The organism is Egicoccus sp. AB-alg2 (assembly GCF_041821065.1).
Classification (GTDB): domain Bacteria; phylum Actinomycetota; class Nitriliruptoria; order Nitriliruptorales; family Nitriliruptoraceae; genus Egicoccus.
The window spans coordinates 372,413-395,550 of record NZ_JBGUAX010000003.1 but is presented as its reverse complement, the minus strand read 5'-3'; the positions used below and the strand labels follow the sequence as shown (position 1 = coordinate 395,550).

Annotated in this window: 17 protein-coding genes; 7 read left to right on the top strand and 10 right to left on the bottom strand. The window is 75.5% G+C overall.

Annotation, left to right across the window (positions count from 1 at the left end; genetic code table 11):
* Positions 1–147 precede the first annotated feature (147 nt).
* From ACERM0_RS07065 to ACERM0_RS07055, 3 genes are read right to left on the bottom strand one after another with little or no spacing between them, the layout of a single operon-like run.
* A complete protein-coding gene (locus tag ACERM0_RS07065; RefSeq protein WP_373677848.1) occupies positions 148–1,257 on the bottom strand; it encodes a CaiB/BaiF CoA transferase family protein in 1,110 nt (369 codons plus the stop codon).
* The gene (locus tag ACERM0_RS07060; RefSeq protein WP_373677959.1) at positions 1,254–2,585 is read right to left on the bottom strand and encodes a sensor histidine kinase; all 1,332 of its coding nucleotides are present in this window, start codon (positions 2,583–2,585) and stop codon (positions 1,254–1,256) included. Before ACERM0_RS07060 ends, ACERM0_RS07065 begins: the two co-directional genes overlap by 4 nt.
* Positions 2,586–2,635: 50 nt before the next feature.
* Entirely contained in the window at positions 2,636–3,337 is a 702-nt protein-coding gene (locus ACERM0_RS07055) for a response regulator transcription factor (protein WP_373677847.1), read from the bottom strand.
* A gap of 227 nt (positions 3,338–3,564) precedes the next feature.
* On the opposite strand from ACERM0_RS07055, the gene ACERM0_RS07050 reads away from it, so the two are divergent.
* Positions 3,565–4,119: a cysteine hydrolase family protein gene (locus ACERM0_RS07050; RefSeq protein WP_373677846.1), complete on the top strand. Its 555-nt coding sequence runs from the start codon at positions 3,565–3,567 to the stop codon at positions 4,117–4,119.
* On the top strand, positions 4,116–5,090 hold the full coding sequence (locus tag ACERM0_RS07045; RefSeq protein WP_373677845.1) for an EamA family transporter: 975 nt from the start codon (positions 4,116–4,118) through the stop codon (positions 5,088–5,090). The genes ACERM0_RS07050 and ACERM0_RS07045 overlap by 4 nt, the downstream gene beginning before the upstream one ends.
* Here ACERM0_RS07045 and ACERM0_RS07040 read toward each other — a convergent pair.
* Positions 5,039–7,222: a malate synthase G gene (locus tag ACERM0_RS07040; protein ID WP_373677844.1), complete on the bottom strand. Its 2,184-nt coding sequence runs from the start codon at positions 7,220–7,222 to the stop codon at positions 5,039–5,041. The two genes, ACERM0_RS07045 and ACERM0_RS07040, sit on opposite strands and share 52 nt — an antisense overlap.
* A gap of 197 nt (positions 7,223–7,419) precedes the next feature.
* Here ACERM0_RS07040 and ACERM0_RS07035 point away from each other — a divergent pair, with 197 nt between their 5' ends.
* The 4 genes from ACERM0_RS07035 (at position 7,420) to ACERM0_RS07020 (ending at position 13,129) form a co-directional block, all read left to right on the top strand.
* Complete coding sequence (locus ACERM0_RS07035; protein WP_373677843.1) at positions 7,420–9,561, top strand: heavy metal translocating P-type ATPase; 2,142 nt, start codon at positions 7,420–7,422, stop codon at positions 9,559–9,561.
* Positions 9,562–9,621: 60 nt separating this feature from the next.
* A complete protein-coding gene (locus ACERM0_RS07030) occupies positions 9,622–9,891 on the top strand; it encodes a metal-sensitive transcriptional regulator (protein ID WP_373677958.1) in 270 nt (89 codons plus the stop codon).
* A gap of 19 nt (positions 9,892–9,910) precedes the next feature.
* Positions 9,911–12,409 (top strand): heavy metal translocating P-type ATPase, encoded by a 2,499-nt coding sequence (locus tag ACERM0_RS07025; protein ID WP_373677842.1) that lies wholly within the window; start codon positions 9,911–9,913, stop codon positions 12,407–12,409.
* 108 nt (positions 12,410–12,517) lie between these two features.
* Positions 12,518–13,129: a GNAT family N-acetyltransferase gene (locus ACERM0_RS07020; protein WP_373677841.1), complete on the top strand. Its 612-nt coding sequence runs from the start codon at positions 12,518–12,520 to the stop codon at positions 13,127–13,129.
* Between the two features lie 15 nt (positions 13,130–13,144).
* Here the strand turns inward: ACERM0_RS07020 and ACERM0_RS07015 are convergent, their stop codons facing one another.
* From ACERM0_RS07015 to ACERM0_RS07005, 3 genes are read right to left on the bottom strand one after another with little or no spacing between them, the layout of a single operon-like run.
* Positions 13,145–13,489 carry a rhodanese-like domain-containing protein gene (locus tag ACERM0_RS07015; protein ID WP_373677840.1) on the bottom strand — a complete coding sequence of 115 codons (345 nt, stop codon included), beginning with the start codon at positions 13,487–13,489 and terminating at the stop codon, positions 13,145–13,147.
* Positions 13,486–14,121, bottom strand: coding sequence for a hypothetical protein (locus tag ACERM0_RS07010; RefSeq protein ID WP_373677839.1), 636 nt, complete (start codon positions 14,119–14,121; stop codon positions 13,486–13,488). Before ACERM0_RS07010 ends, ACERM0_RS07015 begins: the two co-directional genes overlap by 4 nt.
* Complete coding sequence (locus tag ACERM0_RS07005; protein WP_373677838.1) at positions 14,118–14,468, bottom strand: rhodanese-like domain-containing protein; 351 nt, start codon at positions 14,466–14,468, stop codon at positions 14,118–14,120. Before ACERM0_RS07005 ends, ACERM0_RS07010 begins: the two co-directional genes overlap by 4 nt.
* A gap of 126 nt (positions 14,469–14,594) precedes the next feature.
* Between ACERM0_RS07005 and ACERM0_RS07000 the strand changes: the two genes are divergently transcribed.
* On the top strand, positions 14,595–17,894 hold the full coding sequence (locus tag ACERM0_RS07000; RefSeq protein WP_373677837.1) for a BTAD domain-containing putative transcriptional regulator: 3,300 nt from the start codon (positions 14,595–14,597) through the stop codon (positions 17,892–17,894).
* Here the strand turns inward: ACERM0_RS07000 and ACERM0_RS06995 are convergent.
* The 3 genes from ACERM0_RS06995 to ACERM0_RS06985 all read right to left on the bottom strand — a co-directional run bounded on the left by ACERM0_RS06995 (position 17,870) and on the right by ACERM0_RS06985 (position 23,133).
* Positions 17,870–18,520, bottom strand: coding sequence for a class I SAM-dependent methyltransferase (locus ACERM0_RS06995; RefSeq protein ID WP_373677836.1), 651 nt, complete (start codon positions 18,518–18,520; stop codon positions 17,870–17,872). The two genes, ACERM0_RS07000 and ACERM0_RS06995, sit on opposite strands and share 25 nt — an antisense overlap.
* A gap of 105 nt (positions 18,521–18,625) precedes the next feature.
* Complete coding sequence (locus tag ACERM0_RS06990) at positions 18,626–20,125, bottom strand: MFS transporter (protein ID WP_373677835.1); 1,500 nt, start codon at positions 20,123–20,125, stop codon at positions 18,626–18,628.
* Positions 20,122–23,133, bottom strand: coding sequence for a BTAD domain-containing putative transcriptional regulator (locus ACERM0_RS06985; RefSeq protein ID WP_373677834.1), 3,012 nt, complete (start codon positions 23,131–23,133; stop codon positions 20,122–20,124). The genes ACERM0_RS06990 and ACERM0_RS06985 overlap by 4 nt, the downstream gene beginning before the upstream one ends.
* Between the last annotated feature and the right edge of the window lie 5 nt (positions 23,134–23,138).

Below are 23,138 nucleotides of genomic sequence, written 5' to 3'. Positions count from 1 at the left end.
CGGGCCCGAGCGGGCCGTCCTGACGATGCCGACGTGGTCGGGGTACTCCCCTTCGCGATCCACGGTACGTCCGCCGGAGGTCGCTGTCCCGGGAACGGCCTGCCCCCGCGCGACCACCGGACGTCCCGGCGCGGCCGCTCAGGCGGGTCAGCCGGTCCCGGCGGCACCGGCCCACGAGCGCACCGCCGCCGCCAGGTCCGTGCTGCCGGGCGCCGGAGGCCGCTGCGGCTCGACCGCGGGCGTGCGCGACAGCCGCGGCGCCGCGGCGGCCTGCTCCACGTCGCCGACCACGCCCACGCTGCCGCGTGCGGCGACGTGTGGGTGCTTGGGTGCCTCCGCGAACGTCAGCACGGGCGTCACGCAGGCGTCGGTGGCCTCGAACCGTTCCGCCCACTCGTCACGGGTCCGGGTGGCGAAGACGGCGGTGAACCGCGCTCGCAGGGTCGGCCAGCCGGCGGGGTCGTACTGGGCCGGCAACGCCTCGCCGGCCAGGCCGAGTCCGGCGAGCAGCTGCGCGTAGAACGGTGGCTCCAGCGCGCCGACGGCGACGTGGCGGCCGTCGGCGCACGCGTAGGTGTCGTAGAACGGCGCGCCGCCGTCCAGCAGGTTCGCACCCCGCCGGTCCTGCCACAGGCCCTGGCCGCGCAGCCCCCACACCAACTGGGCCAGGTTCGCGACCCCGTCCACGATCGCCGCGTCGACCACCTGCCCGAGCCCGGACCGCTCGCGCTCCAGCAGTGCCGCCAGGATCCCGAGCACGAGGTAGAGCGAGCCGCCGCCGTAGTCGCCGACGAGGTTCAGCGGGATCGCCGGACGCTCGGCCGGGCCGATCGCGTGCAGGACCCCGGTGACGGCGAGGTAGTTCAGGTCGTGCCCGGCGCGCTGGCTCAGCGGCCCATCGGCGCCCCAGCCGGTGATGCGGCCGTAGACGAGCCGGGGGTTGCGTGCCCGCAGCCCGTCGGGCCCCAGGCCGAGCCGGTCCGTCACGCCGGGACGGAATCCGTCGATCAGGACGTCGGCGCGGTCGAGCAGGGCCAGGACCCCGGCGAGGTCGTCGGGATCGCGCAGGTCCGCGTGGACGGACCGGCGGCCGCGCAGGACCGGGTCGCGGGTCGCGTCGGCGACCTGCAGGCCCCCGGCGGGGCGCTCGATCCGGACCACGTCGGCGCCGAGGTCGGCCAGGAGCATGGCGGCGTGGGGCCCGGGGCCGATGCCTCCGAGTTCGACGACGCGCAGGCCGTCCAGGGGTGCGGTCACGAGGAGATCCCTTCCGAGCGGTCGGCGGCACCGGCGGCCGGGAGACGGATCTCGGCGACCAGGCCGCCGCCCTCCCGGGAGTGCAGCGCAATGGTGCCACCGCTGACCTCCACGAGCCGCGCCGCGATCGGCAGGCCCAGGCCCGAGCCGCCCGCGGTGCGGGTCTCGCCACGCCAGAACCGCTCGAAGGCGCGGGCGCGGTCCGCGTCGCTCATGCCGGGGCCTCGATCGGCGATCCGAACCGTGACCTCGTGTGGGTCGCCCTCGACGGTGACGTCCACGCCGCCGTCGGGTGGCGAGGCCTGCAGGGCGTTGGCGAACAGGTTGTCCAGCACCTGCCGGATGCCACCGGGGACCCCGGTCGCCACGGCCGGTCCAGTCGCCGACGAGCGCAGCGTGACACCGGCGGCCGCCGCCAGCGGTGTCCACGCCACGGCCACCCGCTCGCGGACCACGGCGGCGACGTCGACCGGCTCGGGTCTCGGTGGCGCGTCCTCGGCGCGGGCGAGGGTGAGCAGGTCGTTGATGATGGTCGCGAGGCGGTCGACCTCCTCGATGGTGGCAGCGATCCGTCCGTCCGGGTCGCCCGCCGCCAGAGCCATGTTCTCCAGCCGCAGGCGTATGGCGGCCAAGGGCGTGCGCAGTTGGTGGGAGACATCGGCGACGAAGCTGCGCTGCCGGGCGAGCAGCACCTGGATCTGCTGCGTGCTGTGGTCCAGCCGCTCCGCCAGGCGGGTGATCTCCGGTGGGGCGCCCACCAGGTGCGCGCGCGCCTCCAGGTCGCCCGCCTCGAGCCGGGCGGCGACGGCATCGAGCGTCTGCAGTGGCCGGACGACGGTGCGTGCCAGCGCCCGGGCCGACAGGGCGCTGGCCACCAGCAGCGACACGGTCAACGCGGCGACCAGCCCGAGTCCGGGGCCGAGCCGGTCGGTGATCACGCTGGTCGGGACCCACACCACCGCCGCCCCGGCGGCTCCGTCGCCGGCCACGGGCGCGGCGGCGACCACCAGCCCGAGCTCACGGTCGACCGCGGCACCGAGGTGGCCGGCGAGCGCGCCACCGACGACCTCACCGCGCCGGACCCGGAGCGGCAGGTCGGCGCCCTCCACGGTCACGCCATGCCGGTCGACGACGGCGAGCTGCTCTCCCGGCAGGTCGGCGAGCCGGTCCAGCCCCGGGAGGGGTCCGGCGTCCGGTTCGGCGGCCAGCAGCGACACCGACACGGCCCGCCGTTCGGCGAGTTCCACCACCTGGCCGCGGACCTGCCGTTCCATGACGACCAGCAGCGGGGTGACGAGGACGAGGAGGGCGACCAGCACGGGGACCATCACCCGCCGGACGATCCGGCTGCGGAGGTCCGTGCCGGCCCGTCCGCGGGTCACCGGACCCGGCTCACCCGGAAGCCGACGCCCCGGACGGTCTCGATCCAGGCCGGGTCGCCGAGCTTGGCCCGGAGCGAGGCCACGTGCACGTTGAGCGTCTTCGTGGAGCCGAACCAGTTCGCGTCCCAGACCTCCTCCATGAGCTCCTCGCGTCGCCGGACGGCCCCGGGGTCCGTGAGCAGGGCGGCGAGCAGGTCGAACTCCTTCGGTGTCAGGTCCACCGCGACGTCGTCGACGGTGACGGCGCGGGTGCGACGGTCCAGCGCCAGCCCGCCGTAGCGGACGATCGCGCCGGTGGACGCGGTCCCTCGCGCGGGCGGCGCTCCGGCGCGCCGCTGGTCGATGCGCTCCAACCGCCGGGCGAGCGCGTGCAGGCGCGCGACCAGTTCCCGCGAGGAGAAGGGCTTGACGAGGTAGTCGTCGGCGCCCGTCTCCAGGCCCAGCACCTTGTCGATCTCCTCGCCGCGTGCGCTGACCACCACGATCGCCACGTCGGAGCTCGCCCGCAGCCGCCGGCACACCTCGAGCCCGTCCAGGTCGGGCAGGCCGAGGTCGAGGAGCACCACGTCGGCCTCGGCGGCGGCCGCCAGCCCCTCGGTGCCCGTACGGACCCAGTGCGGGTCGAAGCCCTGCAGTCGAAGGCCGTCGATCAGTGCCTCGCCCACGGACGGATCGTCCTCGACGACCAGCACGCGCACCGCTCGCCTCCCCGTGCCCACGGCCGGTCAGGCTACCGCCGCAGGCCCCGCCTGAACCGGTGTCTGCCGAGCCGCGTACTTGCAGACGGGCCCCGCCGACCGGCACCCGACGAGCGCCTGCCCGCGCCGCCCGTGGCAGGAAGCTTTCGCAACGTGGCGTCCCTGCCAGTGGCCGGCCGTGGGCCCGTCGGCGATCGTTCGCGCGTTCCCGGACGAAGGCCACCGTCATGCCCACCGCCCTGATCGTCGTCGACGCCCAGCAGGGGTTCCACGACCCGTACTGGGGGCGTCGGGACAACCCCGCCGGCGAGGAGCACATCGCGGCGCTGATCACGGCCTGGCGGCGGCATGGCGAGCCGATCGTCTTCGTGCGTCACGACTCGGTCCACCCCGACTCCCCGCTGCACCCGTCGTCCCCGGGCAACGCCTTCCTGGAGGTCGTCCACGGCGAACCGGACCTGCTCGTCGTGAAGTCGGTGAACTCCTGCTTCTACGGCGAACCCGACCTGGACGCCTGGTTGCGCGCCCGCGGGGTCGATCGCGTCGCGATCTGCGGGTTCACCACCAACCACTGCTGCGAGACGACCGCGCGCATGGCCGGCAACCTCGGCTACGAGGTGCAGTTCGTCCTGGACGCGACCGTCACCTACGACCGCCGTGACCTGGACGGCGCGATCATCCCCGCGGAGACGATCCGGCGGGTCAGCGCCGCCAGCCTGCAGGACGAGTTCGCCGACGTGGTGGACACCGCCACGTTGGTCGGCGCACGAGGGGCCCGGTGACGCCGCCGCGGGCGCGGGGTCGCGCGCTGCCGTGGGTGGCGCTGGTGGCCGTCTACGTGCTGTGGGGCTCGACCTACCTCGGCATCAAGGTGGCGATCGAGACCCTGCCGCCGTTCACGATGGCCGGGGTGCGCTTCCTGCTGGCCGGGACGTTGCTGTACCCGCTGGCGCGGCGGCGGCCGGCCGCCGCCCGGCCCACCCGGCGCCAGTGGGCGGCGGCGGCCGGTGTCGGCGTGCTGCTGCTGGTCGGCGGCAACGGCCTGGTCACGTTCGCGGAGCAGACCATCCCGTCCGGGATCGCAGCGCTGCTGGTCGCCACGGTGCCGCTGTGGATGGTGGCGCTCGACCGGCTGACCGGCGGCGGCCGGCTGCGGTGGCAGGTGGTCGCGGGCCTGGTCCTGGGCAGCGCGGGCGTCCTGCTGCTGGTGCGCCCGTGGGAGGGGGTCGGCGGCGAGATCGACGCCGTCGGCGCCGGCATCGTGCTGATCGGGTCGCTGTCCTGGGCGATCGGCTCGCTGCGGGCCCGCACCGCACCCCTGCCGCCGGAGCCCCTGCAGGGCACCGCCATGCAGATGCTGGTCGCCGGGGTCGTCCTACTGCTGTTGGGCGCCGCCACCGGTGAGCCGGCCGACGTGCGCGTCGGCGAGGTCTCCGCCGCGTCCCTGGCGGCATTGGCCTGGCTCGTCGGCGCCGGTTCGATCGTGGCCTTCTCCGCCTACGGCTACGCGCTGCGGACCCTGCCGACGGCGACGGTCGCGACCTACGCCTACGTCAACCCGATCGTGGCGGTGGCACTCGGCTGGGCGATCCTGGGCGAGCGCCTGTCCGGCCAGACCCTGCTGGCCGGCGCGGTGATCGCGGTGGCGGTGGTGCTGATCGTGACGTTCCGGACGCGACCGGCGGCTCCGAAGACGGGCGGTCAGGCGCCGGTCCCCCAGAAGCGTGCCTTGGCCTCGGCCCGCCGGCGGTGAAGGATCGGCTCGGTGTAGCCGGAGGGCTGCTCACGCCCGGCGAGGACGAGTTCGACCGCGGCCGCGAACGCCGGCCCGTCGAAGTCGGGCGCCATCGGCCGGTACAGCGGGTCGGCGGCGTTCTGCTCGTCGACGACGGCGGCCATCCGCCGGAAGGCGGCCAGCACCTCCTCCTCGTTCACGACGCCGTGGTGCAGCCAGTTGGCGACGTGCTGGGACGAGATCCGGCACGTGGCGCGGTCCTCCATCAGCGCCGTGCCCGACAGGTCCGGCACCTTCGAGCAGCCGACGCCCTGGTCGATCCAGCGCACGACGTAGCCGAGGATCCCCTGCACGTTGTTGTCGATCTCGGCCCGGCGCTCCTCGGCCGACCAGTCGTGCCCGTCCGCCAGCGGGATGGCCAGCAGATCGTCGAGCGGCGCCATCGGCCGGTCCAGCAGTTCCGCCTGCCGGGCGTGCACGTCGACCCGGTGGTAGTGGGTCGCGTGCAGGGTCGCCGCCGTCGGCGAGGGCACCCAGGCACAGTTCGCCCCGGCCTGCGGGTGGCCGATCTTCTCCTCGAGCATGGCGTGCATGCGGTCGGGCGCGGCCCACATGCCCTTGCCGATCTGGGCCCGCCCGCGCAGGCCGGCGGCCAGACCGATGTCGACGTTTCGGTCCTCGTAGGCCTGCAGCCACGGCTGTGACTTCATGTCGGCCTTGCGGACCATGGCCCCGGCCTCCATGGAGGTGTGGATCTCGTCGCCGGTGCGGTCGAGGAAGCCGGTGTTGATGAACGCGAGCCGGGCGCCGGCGGCCTGGATGCAGGCGGCGAGGTTGACCGACGTGCGCCGCTCCTCGTCCATCAGCCCCAGCCGGATCGTGCCCTCCGGCAGGTCCAGCAGCCGTTCGACCGCGGCGAACAGGTCCACGGTGAAGGCGACCTCGTCGGGGCCGTGCAGCTTGGGCTTGACCACGTAGACCGCGCCGACGGCCGAGTTGCGGTCCTCGGGCGCGCGCTGGAGGTCGTGGCGGGCGGCCAGGACCGTGAAGACGGCGTCGACGATGCCCTCGAAGACCTCGTGGCCGTCGGCGTCGTGGACGACCGGTGTGGTCATCAGCGGACCGACGTTGCGCACGAGCAGCAGGGCACGGCGTCGGCGGCGCAGCGGCTGACCGTCGGGGGCCGTCCAGACCACGTCTGGCTCGATCCGGCGGACGAAGCTGCGATCGCCCTTGGCGACGGGGGTGGTGAGGTCGCCGCGCATCAGCCCGAGCCAGTTGCCGTACACCGCGACCTTGTCGACGGCGTCGACGGCGGCGACGGAGTCCTCGGCGTCCATGATGACCGTGACGGCCGCCTCGAGCTTCACGTCGGCGAGGCCGGCCGGGTCGTCGGCGCCGACCGGGTGGTCGCGGTCGACGACGAGGTGGATGCCCAGGCCGTGGTGCTCGAGCAGGATGCCCTCGGGCGCGGCCGCCTCCCCGAGGTGGCCGAGGAAGGCCTCGGGGTCCTGCAGGCCGGCGGTCCCGCCGTCCTGCGTGGCGGCGACCAGCCGACCGTCACGCACCTCGTAGCCGGTGACCTCGCCGTGGCCGGCACCCTCCAGCGGCACGACGTCGTCGAGGAAGGCGCGCGCCCAGGCGACGACCCGTGCGCCGCGCGCGGGGTCGTACGGTCCGGGCGGGGGCGGGTCGCCCAGCGCGTCCGTGCCGTACAGCGCGTCGTAGAGCGAGCCCCAGCGCGCGTTGACGGCGTTCAGGGCATAGCGGGGATTGGAGACGGGGACGACCAGTTGGGGCCCGGCGATCTCGCCGATCTCCGGGTCCACGGCGGCCGCAGGGATCCGGACGTCGGACGGCTCCGGGCGCAGGTAGCCGGTCTCCTCGAGAAGGGCCCGGTAGGCGTCCGCGTCGTGCGGTTCGTCCCGGTGCTTGACGTGCCAGGCGTCGATCTCCTGCTGCAGTTGCTCACGGACCGCGAGCAGGTCGCGGTTGCGCGGGGTGAACTCGCGCACGAGTTCGGCGAACCCCGACCAGAACCGGCTGGTGTCCGCACCGCTGCCCGGCAGCAGCGCGTCCTCGACGAAGTCGTACAGGACCCGGTCGACCGTCAGGCCCTCGACCGTCACGGTGGCGTCGCTGCTGGGCACGTCCTCGCTCCTCGACGTCGTCGTCTCCCGATGCGACGTCGTCGGCGTGGACGCCGCGCCCGGCACCGTAGACGCCCGCCGACGGCCCGGCAGCGACCGATCGACCCGCCACTTGACGGAATACCCTACGGGGGTATGGTGGCGGGCACGGCCGGATACCCCCTACGAGTATCTGGCCTCGATCGGAGGCGAGGACGATGCAGCGCCACGGCCACACGTCGGAACCCGCGCCCGTGCGGCACGTCCACCACGACGAAGCGGCCGACGACGCGGCGCGCCCTGCCGCCGCCGGCGAGCGCGGCCACGAGGGACACGAGGGGCGTGCGGGTCACGGGGTCCACCACGACCACGGCGACCACGCCGCCAGCTTCCGTGACCGGTTCTGGCTCACGCTGGTGCTCACGATCCCGGTCGTCGTCTGGTCCCACCACGTCCAGGACCTGCTCGGCTACCAGGCGCCGGCGATCCCCGGCGCGGCCTGGATCGGGCCCGTGCTGGGCTCGGTGGTGTTCTTCTACGGCGGCTGGCCGTTCCTGACCGGCGGCCTGCAGGAGGCTCGCGCCCGCACGCCCGGCATGATGCTGCTGATCGCCACGGCGATCACGGTGGCCTACCTCGCCTCCATGGCCACCTCGCTCGGCTGGTTCTCGCAGGAGGTGTGGTGGGAACTGGCCCTGCTGATCGCGATCATGCTGCTTGGCCACTGGATCGAGATGCGGGCCATCGGACAGGCACGCGGCGCGCTCGCGGCGCTGGCCGAGCTGCTGCCCGACGACGCCGAGCGCGTCCGCGAGGACGGCGAGGTCGAGCACGTCCGGGTCGGCGACCTGGCCGTCGGCGACCTCGTCCTGGTACGGCCCGGGGCGCGCACGCCCGCCGACGGCGAGGTGGTCGCGGGCACCGCGGACGTCGACGAGTCGATGATCACCGGCGAGTCGACGCCGGTCACCCGCCGTCCCGGCGACCGTGTCGTCGCCGGCACGGTGGTCGCCGACGCGAGCCTGCGTGTGCGCGTGACCGCAACCGGTGAGCAGACCGCGCTCGCCGGCATCCAGCGGATGGTGACCGAGGCGCAGGCGTCGCGGTCGCGGACGCAGGTCCTCGCCGACCGCGCGGCGGCGCTGCTCTTCTACGTCGCCCTGGCCGCGGGCGCCGTCACCGCGGTCGTGTGGCTCCTGCTCGGCCAACCGGCCTTCGCGCTCGACCGGACCGTGACGGTCCTGGTGATCGCCTGTCCGCACGCGCTCGGGCTGGCGATCCCGCTCGTGACCGCCATCTCGACCGCCAAGTCGGCCCGGTCGGGCATCCTCGTCAAGGACCGGCTCGCGCTCGAGCGGATGCGGACGGTCGACGCCGTGCTGTTCGACAAGACCGGCACGCTGACCCGCGGCGAGCACGTCGTCACCGGTGTCGCGGCCGCCGGCACGGCGACGCCCGACGAGGTGCTCCGGCTGGCCGGTGCCGTCGAAGCGGACTCGGAGCACCCACTGGCCCGGGCGATCCACGCCCACGCCCGCGAGCAGGTCGGTGCGCTGCCGGCCTCCTCGGGGTTCCGGTCCATGACGGGCCGCGGTGTCGCGGCCGCGGTCGACGGGGGCGAGGTCGCCGTCGGCGGGCCGGCGCTGCTGCGCGAGCGCCACCTCGAGGTCCCGGCGTCGCTGACGGCGCGGACGGCGGCGTGGTCGCGGCGCGGTGCCGCCGTGCTGCACGTGGTCCGCGACGACGAGGTCGTGGGTGCGGTCGCCCTGGAGGACGAGGTCCGCGACGTGTCGCGTCAGGCGGTCGAGCAACTGCACGCCGCCGGGGTCACGGTCGTGATGATCACCGGCGACGCGCGGCCGGTCGCCGAGGCGGTGGCGGCGGAACTCGACATCGACGAGGTCTTCGCCGAGGTGCTGCCGGAGGACAAGGACGCCAAGGTGGCCGAACTGCAGGCGCGCGGCCTGACCGTGGCGATGGTCGGCGACGGCGTCAACGACGCGCCGGCGCTCGCCCGCGCCGACGTCGGCATCGCCATCGGGGCGGGCACCGACGTCGCCATCGAATCGGCCGGGATCGTGCTCGCGTCGGACGATCCGCGCGGTGTGGTCGCCGTGCGGCGGCTGTCGGCGGCCAGCTACCGCAAGATGGTGCAGAACCTGTGGTGGGCGGCCGGCTACAACCTCGCGGCCATCCCGCTGGCGGCCGGCCTGCTGGCGCCGATCGGGTTCGTCCTGCCGATGGCGCTGGGCGCGGTGCTGATGAGCACCTCGACCGTGATCGTGGCGCTGAACGCCCAGCTGCTGCGCCGCGTGCAGTTGGCGCCACCGGTGGCGACCGCACCGGCGTCTGCCACCTGAAGGCATACCCCAGTACCGTAGTGGGCACCGGGACAGGAGACCTCGTTGCGCGGCTACACGATGACCAAGGAGCAGTACCAGGCGCGCCTGCGCCGCATCGAGGGCCAGGTCCGCGGCCTGCAACGGATGATCGACGAGGACGTCTACTGCATCGACGTCCTGCAGCAGATCGCCGCGGTCAACGGTGCCCTGCAGAACGTCGCCATCGGCCTCCTCGACGAGCACGTCGGCCACTGCGTCGCCAACGCCGCCGCCGAGGGCGACGTCGACAAGGCCCGCGCGATGGTGACCGAAGCCACCCGCGCCATCGAGCGTCTCGTCAAGTCCTGACCGACCGGAAGCGAATCCCATGTCGACCGACACCTCGACGAACCGTCTCGACCTCCCCGTCGAGGGCATGACCTGCGGCTCGTGTGCCGCCCGGGTCCAGCGCACGCTGGCCAAGCAGCCCGGGGTCGCCGACGTCGAGGTGAACTTCGCCACCGGCAACGCCCGGGTGCGGGTCGCCGACGACGTCGACCTCGACCAGTTGCGCGAGGCCGTGATCCGGGCCGGCTACACGCTGCTGGTCCCCGAGCCGGCGCCGGCGTCCCCTGCCGCACCGTCGGTGCACACGCTGCAGGTGGACGGCATGACCTGCGGATCCTGCTCCGCGCGCGTGCAGCGGGCGCTGACCAGGCAGCCCGGGGTCGTCGACGCCCAGGTGAACTTCGCCACCGGCGTCGCCACCGTCACGGCCGGGCCCGACGCCGATCCGGCATCGTGGCCGAGCGTGATCGAGGCGGCCGGCTACTCGGTGGAGTCGGGCACGGCCGCCATGGACCCGGCGAGCTCGTCCGGCGAGGCCACCGATGCCAGCGCGGGCCGCCCGGTGGCGGCCGGCCCGACGCCCGCCGAGCGGGCCGCTCGCGCGGAGCGCACGGAAGCCGAGCACCGGCGGGGGTGGGGGCGGCGCCTGGCGCTGGTGGCCGCGCCCGCGCTGTTCCTGCTGTCGACGATGCTCTACCACGACTTCGCGGTGATGGACCCGCGGATGCGGGCGGCGCAGTCCGTCGTCGCGACGCTGGTCCAGTTCCACGTCGGCTGGCCGTTCCTGCGCGAGGCCGCCCGGCGGGCGCGCCACCTCAGCGCCAACATGGACACGCTCATCGCGATGGGCACCTCGGCGGCCTACCTGTACTCGACCTGGGAGGTGTTCACGGGCGGGCACGACCTGTACTACGAGGCGCAGGTCGTGATCATCGCGTTCATCGTGCTGGGCCGCTACCTCGAGGCCCGCGCGAAGGGCAACGCCGGGCGCGCGATCCGATCGCTGCTGGAGCTGGGCGCCAAGGAGGCCCGGGTCCTGCGCGACGGGGTCGAGCACCTCGTGCCGGTCGAGCAGGTGCAGGTCGGCGACCTGCTGAAGGTCCGCCCGGGCGAGAAGATCCCGGTCGACGGCGAGGTCGTCGACGGCGGCTCGGCGGTCGACGAGTCCATGCTGACCGGCGAGTCCGTGCCGGTCGACAAGACGGTCGGCGCGACGGTGGCCGGCGCGACGGTCAACACCTCGGGGGCGCTGACGATCCGGGCGACGGCGGTCGGGGCCGACACCGCACTGGCCCAGATCGTGCGGCTGGTGGAGGACGCCCAGGCCGGCAAGTCGGATCTGCAGCGCCTGGCCGACCGGGTCTCGGGCGTGTTCGTGCCCACCGTGATCGTGATCGCGCTGCTGACGTTCGCGGCCTGGTCGCTGGTCGGCGGTGACGCGGGGCAGGCGATGCTCGCGGCCGTCGCGGTGCTGATCATCGCCTGCCCGTGCGCGCTCGGGCTGGCCACGCCGATGGCGACCATGACCGGGACCGGGCGGGGCGCCCAGCTGGGCATCCTGATCAAGTCGATGGACGTGCTCGAGCGCACGCACGAGATCCACACGATCGTGTTCGACAAGACCGGCACGCTCACGAAGGGCGAGATGGCGCTCACCGACGTGGTGACGGCCGCCACCGACGAGCCGACCCTGCTCCGGTCCGCTGGTGCGGTCGAGGCCGACTCCGAGCACCCCGTCGGTCAGGCCATCGCCGCCGGCGCACGGGCCCGGCTCGACGACGCCCTGCCCGCGGCGCACGGGTTCGCCAGCGTGGCCGGACAGGGCGTGCGCGGCGTCGTCGACGCCGTCGAGGTCGCCGTCGGCCGCCGCAAGCTGATGGCCGAGGCCGGGCTCGTGCTGCCCGGACACCTCGAGGAGGTCGCGTCCGGGCTGGAGGCACGGGGCCGCACCGCCGTGTTCGCCGGCTGGGACGGCGAGGTCCGTGGTGTGCTGGCGGTCGCCGACACGTTGAAGGACGGCGCCGCCGAAGCGGTCGCGCGGCTCCACGGCCTGGGGCTGCGGGTGGCCATGATCACCGGTGACAACCAGCGCACCGCGCAGGCCATCGCCGACCAGGTCGGCATCGACCGGGTGCTGGCCGAGGTGCTGCCCGAGGACAAGCAGGCCGAGGTCGAGCGTCTGCAGGCCGGCGGGCACGTGGTCGCCATGGTCGGCGACGGGGTCAACGACGCACCGGCGCTGGTGCAGGCGGACCTCGGCATCGCCATCGGCACCGGCACCGACGTCGCGATCGAGTCCAGCGACCTCACCCTCATGCGCGGCGACCTCGCCGGCGTGGCGAGCGCCATCGAGCTGTCCCGGCGCACCCACCGGACGATCCGCCAGAACCTGTTCTGGGCGTTCGCCTACAACACCGCGGCCATCCCGGTCGCGGCCCTCGGCTTGCTCGATCCGATGATCGCGGGTGCCGCGATGGCGTTCTCCAGCGTGTCCGTGGTCACCAACTCGCTGCGGCTGCGGCGCTTCGGTCGGGGCTGACCGAACGGCGACGGATCTGCGTAGTCGGACGCGTGCCAGCACGCAGGTCGGGCGACCGCGGTCTCCGTAGCGTCGGGCGGTGACACCCCGCGCTACGAGGAGACCACGATGACGGCGCCGACCGTGTCCGCACCCAGCACCCTGCCGGCCCGGCCGGCGACCTCGCCCCCGACCCCGCAGGAGGCCGGCGCGACCCTGGTCGTCGCCTTCGCCACCGACCCGGTCATGCGGTGGCTGTGGCCGGAGGCCGACGACTATCTCGCCGGCTTCCGGGCCCTCGCCGAACTGATGGGGAGGACGGCGTGCGATGCCGGCACCGCCGACCGGTCCGCGAACGACGCCGGCGTGGCCCTGTGGATCCCGCCCGACACGGAACTACCGGACGAAGCGGTCGCCGACCTCGTCGAGCAGATCCTGGCGCCGGAGCGCCGGGAGCGGCTCTTCGCGTTGCTGACGGCGCTCGCGGAGCTCCACCCGACCGACGTGCACTGGTACCTGCCGCTCATCGGGGTCGACCCCAGCCACCAGGGCCACGGGCACGGCTCGGCCCTGCTGCGCCAGGGCGCACGACGTTGCGACCGCGACGGGCTGCCGGCCTACCTCGAGGCGTCGTCGCCGCGCAACCGGGCCCTCTACGAGCGCCACGGGTTCCGGGTCCTCGGCGAGGTGCGGGTGCTGGACTCGCCACCGCTGTGGCCGATGCTGCGCGCACCTGCGTGAGCCCCGGCCGGGACCTCACGGCCGGGATGGCGGGCGCGCACCGCCGCCCTCCACGGGTGCCCCGCTCGCCCGCCACTCCGTGAGCCCGCCGGCGTACCACCGGGCGTGCCGGTAGCCACGGGCATGCAGACCGGCCGCGAGTTCGCGACTGCGCAGGTCGTCGTGGGACTCCCCGTAGACGACCACGTGGTCGTCGCGGCGCAGCATCCGCTCCAGGTGCCGGTCGTCCGGGAAGGCGACGGCGCCGGGCAGGTGGGCGGACCGGAAGCTGACCGGGCCAGCGGCGTGCACCAGCCAGAGGCGCTCGCCGGCGGCCAGTCGGCGCCGCAGCTCGGGGCCGCCGATCACGGGCGCGTTCACGGCCGCGCCGCCTCGACCTGCGGGACGCGACTGCCGATCCCCGCACGAGCCGCGGCGACGGCCACGGCGAACGCCGTCATCGCCACCGCGCCGGTCAGGCCCGGGTGTCCGGCTGCGAACAGCACCGCGCAGGCCAGCAGCGCGTAGGCGACCAGCGGACCCCGTCCGGCACGGTGCGCGGCGATCGCCGCGGCCGCCACCGCGATGGCCCACGAGGCCACGGCGGCGGCCGACAGCCAGCCGACCACCGCGGGGACCTCCCACCACCACTGCACCAGCGCCTGCGCACCGGCCCGCTGGGCTGGCGGCAGGGCCGCCGCCTGCCGGGCGAGGAGTCCGGTGGCCAACCCGACCAGCGCGTCGAACGCGGCGTAGAGCGCCGCCGCGGGGACCGCCAGGGTGCGTGCCGCGGCGGCGGCGCGCCCGTCGATCCCGCGCAGCACGTCCCGCAGCAACAGGGCGAGCAGCGGCATGGCCAGCAGCAGCCAGAGGTGGATGGCGGCCCATCGCACGGGGATGTCGGCGAGCGCGACGGCGAGTTCGGGGTCGCGCGGGTGCCAGGCGAGCAGCGCCGCGGTGACCAGTGGGACGGCGACGGCCGGTGCGGTGCGCAGCAGGTGGGTGCCCGTCATGCCGCCACCTCCCGGCGCTGGTCGTCGGAGGCCAGCGGCAGCCCGGCCGCGTCCCAGTCGGCGAGCCCGCCCGGGTACCGGCGCACCGAGGTGTAGCCGCGGCTCTGCAGCACCCGGTGGGCCCAGCGGCTGGCCGTGCAGTCGGGGCCGGAGCAGTACAGGACGATGTCCTCGTCCCGCTGCAGCGCGTCGAGGGCCGCGTCGAGGTCCTCGAACGTCTCCGAGCCGGGGATGTGGGCCTGTGCGAAGCGGCGCGGCCCCATGGCCATGACCACGCGCGTGCCGGTGTCCGCGGCGAGCAGGTCGCGCAGGGTGTCGCGGTCGACCGTCTCCATCTCGATCACCATCCTTTCGTGTCGTCGGTTGTGGCGTCGGGCGTCACCCTCGCGGGCCGCGCTGTCACGGCGCTGTCGTGCCACTGCTGCCACCGCGTTCCGGCTCGTGCGCGGGAGCGAGCGAGTAGCGTCGGGGCCGTGGACTTCCGCGTACTGGGACCGCTCGAGGTGCGCGTGGCCGGTCGGCCCGTCGACCTCCCCGGAGCCAAACAGCGCCTGCTGCTGGCGGCGCTGCTCGTCCGTGCCGGTGAGGTGGTCGCCGCCGACCAGCTGATCGAGCTGCTGTGGCCGCGGGCGCTGCCGGCCAACCCCCGCAACGCCCTGCAGTCGCAGGTCGCCGGGCTGCGACGGGCGCTCGGTCCGGCCGGCCACGACGTGCTGGTGTCACGCCCGCCCGGCTACGCACTGCTGCTGGAGCCCGCCGACCACGACGCCGCCCGCGTCGAACGGCGTCTGTCTGCGGGCCGGCGGGCGCTGGCCGCGGGGCGGCTGGACGAGGCGCAGACGCACCTCGACGCCGCACTGGCCGAGTGGCGTGGCGAGGCCCTGGAGGAGTTCGCCGGCCACGCGTTCGCCGACCCGGAGATCGGCCGGCTCGCCGAAGTCCGCCTGGCCGCCATGGAGACCCGCGTCGAGGTGCTGCTGCGCCGCGGTGCGCACGCCCAGCTCGTCCCGGAGCTCGAACGCCTCGTACGCGAGCACCCGCTGCGGGAAGGTCTGCGCGCCCAGCTGATGCTGGCCCTGTACCGGTCGGGCCGCCAGGCCGACGCGCTGGCCGTGTTCGCCGACGCCCGCCGGGTCCTGGCCGACGAGCTGGGCCTGGACCCGGGCCCGGAGCTGCAGCAGCGTTACGAGGCCGTGCTGCGCCAGCAGGACCCCGACCCCCCGGTGGCGGCACCCGCGGCGGGCGTCGCGCCCCCGACGCCGCCCGACGTCGGCACCGGCCCGAGCGCGACGGCCGGCAACCTGCGGCGGCCGATCTCCACCTTCGTCGGGCGCGAGGAGGAACTGCCCCGGGTGGCGGACCTGTTCGACGGCGGTCCGCTGTTGACGCTGGTCGGCCCCGGCGGGGTCGGGAAGACCCGGCTGGCGCTGGAGTTGGCGACGCGGGTCCTGGGCGCCGGCGAGCTGCCCGGCGGCGCCTGGTTCGTCGACCTCTCCACCATCACCGACCCGTCCCAGGTCGCCGAGGTGGTCGCCTCGACGCTCGGGCTGACCACCACCGGTTCGCCGGCGGGTGCCGGCGCCGGCGACGACGCCGCCCGGGTGGTGGCGGCGACGCGGCAGCGGCCGACCCTGCTGGTCCTCGACAACTGCGAGCAGGTCGTCGACGGCGTCGCCGTGTTCGCGCAGGACGTCCTGTCCGCCGGCGGCCGGGCACGCCTGCTGTGCACGAGCCGGGAGACGTTGGGCATCGCCGGGGAGGCGGTCTGGTCGGTCGCGTCGCTGCGCACCCCGGCGCCGGAGGCGAGCGGCCCGCAGGAGGTGGGCGACGTCGAGGCGGTCCGGCTGTTCCTGGACCGCGCGAGCCGCGTGCGACCCGACTTCGCCCTGACGGCGGACAACGCCGCCGCGGTCGGCGAGGTGTGCCGACGGCTGGACGGCATCCCGCTGGCACTCGAGCTGGCGGCCGCGCGGCTGCGCACGATCGGGATCGCCGACCTCGCCGAACGGCTGGACGACCGGTTCCGGCTCCTGACCGCCGGGGACCGCACCGCCCAGCCGCGGCAGCGGACCCTCCGCGCCGTCGTCGAGTGGAGCTGGGACCTGCTCGACACGCACGAGCGCCGGCTGCTGCGACGGCTGGCCGTGTTCGCGGGCGACGTCACGCTGGCCGACGCCGAGGAGGTCTGCTCCGACGGCGCGACCCCGACCGGCGAGGACGCGTTGGCCACCTCGGACGTCCTGGACGTGCTCACCCGGCTCGTCGACAAGTCGCTGGTCGTCGCGAGCCCCGATGCCGACCCGCCCCGCTACCGACTGCTGGAGACCCTGCGGGCGTTCGGACACGAGCAGCTGGTGACCGCCGGGGAGGCGGACCACGTGACGGATCGGCACGCCGCCCACGTCACGACCCGGGCCCTGGCGGCGGCTCCGCTGCTGCGCTCGGCCGACCAGTTGCGCGCCGCCCGGGTGCTGGACGACCTGCTCGACGAGCTGCGTGCCGCCCTGCGCTGGCTGGCCGGGACCGGCCGCGTGGAACGGATCACCCCGGTCGCGGTCGGCCTGGGCTGGTACTGGTATCTCAGCGGCCACCGCCGCGAGGGTGAGCGCTGGCTGGCGCTCGCGGCGGCCAACGGCGACGCGCGCGACCGCGCCCTGGCCACGCTGTGGGGCACCTACCTCGCGCTGGACCGCGTGGTGATCCACACGCGCCGCGACGAGCTGGACACGGCGATCCAGACCTTGCGCCGGCATGGCGGCGACGACGACCGGGCGCTGGCCGAGCTCGTCGGCGCCGTCGTAGCCACGCAGGTGGGCGACGTCACGGCCGCCGACGCGCATCTCGCCGCGGCACGGGTGGCGGCGCAGTCGGCCGGCGACGCGCTCGCGCTGGCCACGGTCGAACTGGTCGAGGCGACGGGCTGCCTGCAGCTGGGTGACCTGGACACGGCCCGGACGCGGATGACGGCCGCCCGCGAGCGGTTCCGGACCCTGGGCGACCGGTTCGGGCAGGTCCAGACCCTCATCGCGCTCACGCAGCTGGACGTGTGGGCGGGCTGGTTCGGCGAGGCGGTCGCCGGCGCCGACGAGGGGCTGCGGCTGGCGGCCGAGCTGCGGCTCCGGGACCTCGAGGCGGTGCTGGCGACCCGGCTGGCGCTGGCACTGGTCGAGACCGGCGATCTGGCCGGCGCCCGCGAGGCGGTGGCCCGCGCACGCCGGCTCGGCGACGACCTCGGCTCGACCCTGGTGGCCCGGCACGCCGACCAGGCGGCCGGGGTGATCGCGGCCGCGGCCGGTGACCTCGACGAGGCACGGGTCCTGCACCAGCGGGTGCTGGACTGGTTCGCGTCGCTGGACCTCGGGATGTCGGCGGTGGCCCAGCGACACCAGCTCGGCATCGTCGCCGAACTGGGCGGCCGGTTCGCCGAGGCCCGCCGGTGGCACCTCGACGCGCTGGCCGCCGTCGTCGACTCGCTACCACCGGGGACCGACGTGCAAACCAGCGCCGGTGCGGCCCGCTGGCTCCTGGGCCAGGGGCTCGAGGCACTGGCGGCGACCCTGGCCGGCGACGGGCAGCCCGCCACCGCCGCCGCCTGCCTCGGTGCGGCCGCGGCCCTGCGCCCGGCGGACGCGCGGCCGGATTCGACCGCGCGGCGGGCTCGGGCTCGGGCCGAGACGGCGCTGGGGGCCGCGGCCTTCGCGGAGGCGGCCGAGGACGGCCGCCGCGCGACGCTGGCGGCTCTGCTCGATCAGGCGCGGGCCGGCGCCGGCTGACCCGACGCTGGCGACGTCGAGGTACGGATCGCCACGCCCTGCACCACGGGTTGGAGGCGTTCGGTCAGCGCGTCCCCGCCGTGCTCGACCAGGTGGCTGATGCGGAAGCCGGCGTCGCGGACCGCGGCGACCGTGTCGCGGTTGGGGTGGCAGTTGCCGGCGACGCGGCTGGTGACCGGGACCAGGCGGTCCTGCCAACGGGCGATCCGCGGCTCGGGCGAGCGGACGTGCTCCAGGAACAGCAGACGACCGCCCGGCCGCAGCACCCGGTGGACCGCCGCCAGTGCCCGCGACGGGTCGCCGACGCTGCAGAGGACCAGCGTCGCGACCACCGTGTCGACCGTCGCGTCGTCGAGCGGCAGGGCCTCGGCCGCGGCGTCCAGCACCTGCACGCCGCGGTGGTCCGCCGCCCGCGCCTGCAGCCGCCGGCGCATGTGTGGGTCCGGCTCGGTGAGCAGCACCTCGACGTCGTCGGGATACAGATCGAGGTTCGCGCCGGTTCCGGCGCCGAGTTCGACGACGGTGCCGTGTGCCTCGCGCAGCAGCTCGTGGCGGCGCGGTCGCATCACGGTGCGCTCGTAACCGGCGCCGATGTGGTCGTAGAGGGCGGCGAACAGACGGGGCACGGGGTTCCTCCTCGGACGGGGCGGGCGGCCGCGGGTTCGCGGACGCTCCTCACACCGCGGCACCGTCGCCGAGCCCGCTGTGGAACCACTGTCGCGGCGCTGCCGTCATCGTGCCGCCTCCTCGCCCATCGCGGGACGCAGGGCCGGCGGGCCGTCCAGGGGGCAGGCCGTGCAGGGTTCGAGCTCGGCGGCCTCGCCACCGACCGCGGGGGTGAGCACGTCGTGGCGAACGAACATCCAGGCCACGCCCGCGCCCAGCACCCCCAGTGCCGCAGCGACGCGCATCGCGACCGGGAAGGCCGTCGACATGGCCGCCGGGTCGGCGTACGCGTCGCCGGACAGGCCGGCCACCAGCGGGAGCACGGCGACCGCCAGCAACTGGGCGGTGCGGGCGACGGCGTTGTTGACGGCGCTCGCGACACCCGCCTGCCGGTCCGGCGCGGCCGCCAGCGCGGTGGCCGTGACCGGTGCGACGATCAGCACGAGCCCGAGGCCGAACACCACCACCCCCGGCAGCACCCCGCGGGCGTACGTGTCGCCCGCCTCGATCCCGCCGAGCACGACCGTGCCCGCCGCCAGCACGAGCGAACCGACGGCGAGGGGACCCCGCGGGCCGACGCGCTGGGCGAGGGCACCGGCCCGGCCGGACAGCACGAGCAGCAGCAGCGTGATGGGCAGCGACGCCGCGCCCGCCTGCAACGCCGTGTAGCCCAGCACCGTCTGCAGGTGGATGACGAGCAGGAAGAAGACCCCGCCGAGCGCCGCGTAGACCACCAGCGTCACCCCGTTCGCGGCCAGGAACGTCGGGTGACGCAACAGCGACGGCGGCAGGACCGGTGCGGCGGCGCGGTGCTCGATGGGGTGCAGCGCGGCGAGGGCAGCCACGGCGACGGCGAGCCCGAACCAGACCGGTGCGTCGACCCCGTCGCCCGCGCGCAGGAGCGCGAACGACCCGGCTGCCAGTGCCAATGTCACGGTCAGGGCGCCGGCGACGTCGAGCGGACGTCTCCGCGCGGCCGGGTCGAACGACTCGGGGACCGTGCGGGCCGCCAGCAGGGCCGCACCGAGGGCGAGCGGCACCTCCAGCCAGAACACCGCCGGCCAGCCCACCGCGTCGACGAGCCAGCCACCGACGACCGGTCCGACGGCCGCGCCGATGCCGCCGAACGCGGACCAGTACCCGATGGCGACCGGCAAGTCCTCGGGCGCGAACCCGGCCTGCAGGATCGCGAGCGAGCCGGGCGTGACGAGGGCGCCGGCGACCCCCTGCAGCGCGCGAGCCGCGATCAGCCACGCGAGCGAGGGCGCCAACGCACACAGTGCGCTGGCGGCGGCGTAGGCGACCAGGCCGATCACGTAGGCGCGCCGGCGCCCGTACCGGTCGCCGAGCACCCCACCCAGGAGCAGCAGCGCGGACAGCGTGACGAGGTAGGCGTTGAGTACCCACTGCAGCTGCGTCAGCTCGGCGTCGAAGGCGCGACCCAGGGTCGGCAGCGCCACGTTGACCACGGTGGCGTTCAGGAGCACGACGGCCGAGCCGGCGACCGTGGCGACGAGTGCCAGCCGACCGGCGCGGTCGCCCAGGCGCAGGCCGCCGGCGCTCATGGGACCGGTGTCGCGGGCTCGCCGTCGGCGGCGGCGAGGCTGGCCTCGGCGTGGGCCAGCACGCGGGGGTCCGACACCCGGGCGGCCGCGGCCACGGCCGCGCGGGCATGCCGCTGCGCCGCGGCGCGGTCGCCGTCGCCGGCCTGGAGCAGGGCGAGCTCGGCGTGCGTCAGGGCCGTGCCGAGGTCGTCACCGAGCTCCTCGAAGACGGCCGACGCCGCCTGCAGGTGCGCGTCCGCGGCGGCGGGGTCGCCCGCCCGGCGCGCCACCTCCCCGGCGCGCAGCCGGGCGTGGCCGAGCCCCAGGTCCCGGCCCGCCCGTGCCGTGTCCGTCACCGCACGTTCGAGGTGCTCGCGGGCCTCGGACAGCTCGCCGAGCTCGGCCAGGGTCGTGCCGAGCTGGACCCGCAGGCGGGCCTCGAGCTGCGGGTAGCCGAGCCGCCGGCACAACGCGAGCCCGTCCGCGGCCAGCTCGGCGGCCGGTCGCGTCTCGCCGCGTTCGAGCAGGTCGTCGACCACCAGGTCGATCGCGTACGCGCGCGCCCAGTCGACGCCGGCCGCGGTCAGCAGCTCGAGGGCGGCGCGGGCGTCGTCGGTGACCTCGACCGCCCGCCCGGCCATCCGTCCGAGCTGGGCCCGGATCAGGTGCCGGAAGCCGGCCGGCCAGCCGCCGAGCTCGTCGGCGAGCGGCCGTTGCGCCTCGAGGTCGTCGAACGCCTCGCGCAGGCGCCCGGCCCGCGCGTGGCCGATCGCCCGGAACACGGTCGCGACGAGCCGGGCGGTCCGTGTCGGCGCCACCGCGACGGCCAGGTCGGCCCACGCGGTGGCGGCGGGATCAGGCAGACCGACGACACGCAACGCGCCCGCCCACGCGACGGCGTGCGGGTCGACGTCGGCCGGATCCAGCTGCGCCGGATCGCCCAGCCCCCGGTCCAGCCACCGGACCCCCTCCCGTGCCTCGCCGCGCAGGAACCATGCCCACCCGCACCGGCCGGCGACGCGCTGCAGCCGCCGGCGATCGCCGTCGCGGTGGGCCCACGCCAGCACCGTGCGTGCCTCGTCGAGCCACGTCAACAGTGCGGCGACGTCCACGCCGAACCGACCGTCGTCGAGGCCCGCGTGCGCCGCGGCCAGGCGTCGCTCGACGGCGTCGGCGTGAGCGGCACGGGCGGCGGGGGCCACCTCGTCAACGCGTTCGCGGCCATAGGCACGGACCGAGTCGAGCATCCGGTACCGCGCCCTCGCGCCCTGCGTCTCGGCGACCAGGAGGGACCGGTCGACGAGGTCGGCCAGCAGGTCCACGGGATCGCCCGGGACACCCGCGGCGTCCAGCAGTTCGGTCGCGAACGTGCGGTCGACGTCCCCGGCCGGCAGCGCCAGCACCGCCCACGCCTGGCGGGTCGGCTGGTCGAGCAGCTCCCAGCTCCAGTCGAGGGCGCCGCGCAGGCTGCGCTGCCGCGACGGCAGCCGGTCGCCGCGGGCGGCCAGCAGGCGGAAACGGTCCTGGAGGCCGTCGAGAACTTCGGGCAGCGACAACACGCGCAGCCGTGCCGCCGCGAGCTCGATCGCCAGCGGCAACCCGTCGAGCCGACGGACCAGGTCCGCGACCGCCGGCGTGTCGGCGTCCCGGAGTGCGTACGTGGGCGTGTGTGCCCGGACCCGCTGCACGAACAGTTCGACGGCCGCGGTGGCGGCCACGGTCGTCGGGTCGGCATCCGCTGCAGGCAGCGCGAGCGGCGGGACGGACCACACCACCTCCCCGGGCACGCCCAGCGGCGCGCGGCTGGTGGCCAGCACGCGGACGTCGGGGGCGGCGGCCAGGAGCCGTGCCACGACGTCGGCGACCTCGTCGAGCAGGTGTTCGCAGTTGTCCAGCACCACCAGCCGCCGCTGGCCGGCCACGGCCGCCGTCAGGGCCTCGACGTCGAGGTTGCCGGCCAGCCCACCGCCGCCGAGGTCGAGCGCCGTCGCGACGATGGACGGCAGCGCCGCGCCCTCGGTGACGGGCGCGAGCTCCACCAGCCACGTGCCGTGGGACGGGCGGGTGTGACGACGCGCGGCCGCCAGGGCCAGCGTGGTCTTGCCGGCCCCGCCCGGGCCGGTCAGCGTGACCAGTCGCGCGTGTTCGAGCAGCCGTCCGACCCCTTCCACCGCGTCGTCGCGCCCGACGACGTCGCTGGTGGCCGCGGGCAGGTTGCCGTCACGGCTCGGCCGGGCGGGTGCCGCCGGTTGCCCGCCGGCCACGTCGGGCCCACGCGCCAGCAGGACGGCGTCCTGCCGGAGGATCTGCTGGTGCAGCGCCTGCAGGTGCGGGCCGGGGTCGACGCCGAGCTCCTCGGCCAGCAGCTGGCGCGTCGCCTCGTGCACGGCCAGCGCGTCGGCCTGCCGGCCGGCCCGGTACAGCGCGAGCATCAACTGGCCGCGGCGACGCTCGCGCAGGGGCTGTGCCGCGACCTGGTCGCGGAGTCCGGCGACGAGCTCGGCGCCGCGACCCGTGGCGAAGGCGGCGTCCGTGCGCTCCTCCTCGGCGCTCAGGTACAGCTCGGTGAGGCGCGCGGTCTCGGCGACGGCCCACGGTTCCTCGGCGCAGCCGTCCAGCGCCGGCCCCTGCCACAGCGCCAGCGCCTCGGCGTAGGCGACCTCCGCCGCCGCGGCGTCTCCGGCGGCCAGCGCCCGGGAGGCCTCGGCCAGTCGTGCCTCGAAGCGGCGGGCGTCGACCTGCTCGTCCTCGACCTGTAGGACGTACCCGCCGTCTGCCGCCCGCAGGACCCGGCCGGTCCGGTGCGGGTCCAGCAGCTTGCGCAGGCTGGAGACGCGCTGCTGCAGGGCGTTGGCAGGGTCGCCCGGCAGGCGCGTGCCCCAGACGACCTCCACCAGCCGCGACGCGGAGACCACCCGCCGGGCGTCGATGGCGAGGGCCGCCAGCAGGGCCGGTTGCCGCCCGGCGACGGCCACCGTCACCCCGTCGACCTCCGCACCGGGGCGACCGAGGAGGCGGATCTGCACCATGGCGC

Excerpts from the sequence above, each read along its gene's own strand:
- ACERM0_RS07060 (WP_373677959.1), bottom strand. The coding sequence starts at position 2,585 with ATGGTCCCCGTGCTGGTCGCCCTCCTCGTCCTCGTCACCCCGCTGCTG.
- ACERM0_RS07050 (WP_373677846.1), top strand. The coding sequence starts at position 3,565 with ATGCCCACCGCCCTGATCGTCGTCGACGCCCAGCAGGGGTTCCACGAC.
- ACERM0_RS07035 (WP_373677843.1), top strand. The coding sequence starts at position 7,420 with ATGCAGCGCCACGGCCACACGTCGGAACCCGCGCCCGTGCGGCACGTC.
- ACERM0_RS07030 (WP_373677958.1), top strand. The coding sequence starts at position 9,622 with ATGACCAAGGAGCAGTACCAGGCGCGCCTGCGCCGCATCGAGGGCCAG.
- ACERM0_RS07025 (WP_373677842.1), top strand. The coding sequence starts at position 9,911 with ATGTCGACCGACACCTCGACGAACCGTCTCGACCTCCCCGTCGAGGGC.
- ACERM0_RS07020 (WP_373677841.1), top strand. The coding sequence starts at position 12,518 with ATGACGGCGCCGACCGTGTCCGCACCCAGCACCCTGCCGGCCCGGCCG.
- ACERM0_RS07010 (WP_373677839.1), bottom strand. The coding sequence starts at position 14,121 with ATGACGGGCACCCACCTGCTGCGCACCGCACCGGCCGTCGCCGTCCCA.
- ACERM0_RS07005 (WP_373677838.1), bottom strand. The coding sequence starts at position 14,468 with ATGGTGATCGAGATGGAGACGGTCGACCGCGACACCCTGCGCGACCTG.
- ACERM0_RS06990 (WP_373677835.1), bottom strand. The coding sequence starts at position 20,125 with ATGAGCGCCGGCGGCCTGCGCCTGGGCGACCGCGCCGGTCGGCTGGCA.
- ACERM0_RS06985 (WP_373677834.1), bottom strand. The coding sequence starts at position 23,133 with ATGGTGCAGATCCGCCTCCTCGGTCGCCCCGGTGCGGAGGTCGACGGG.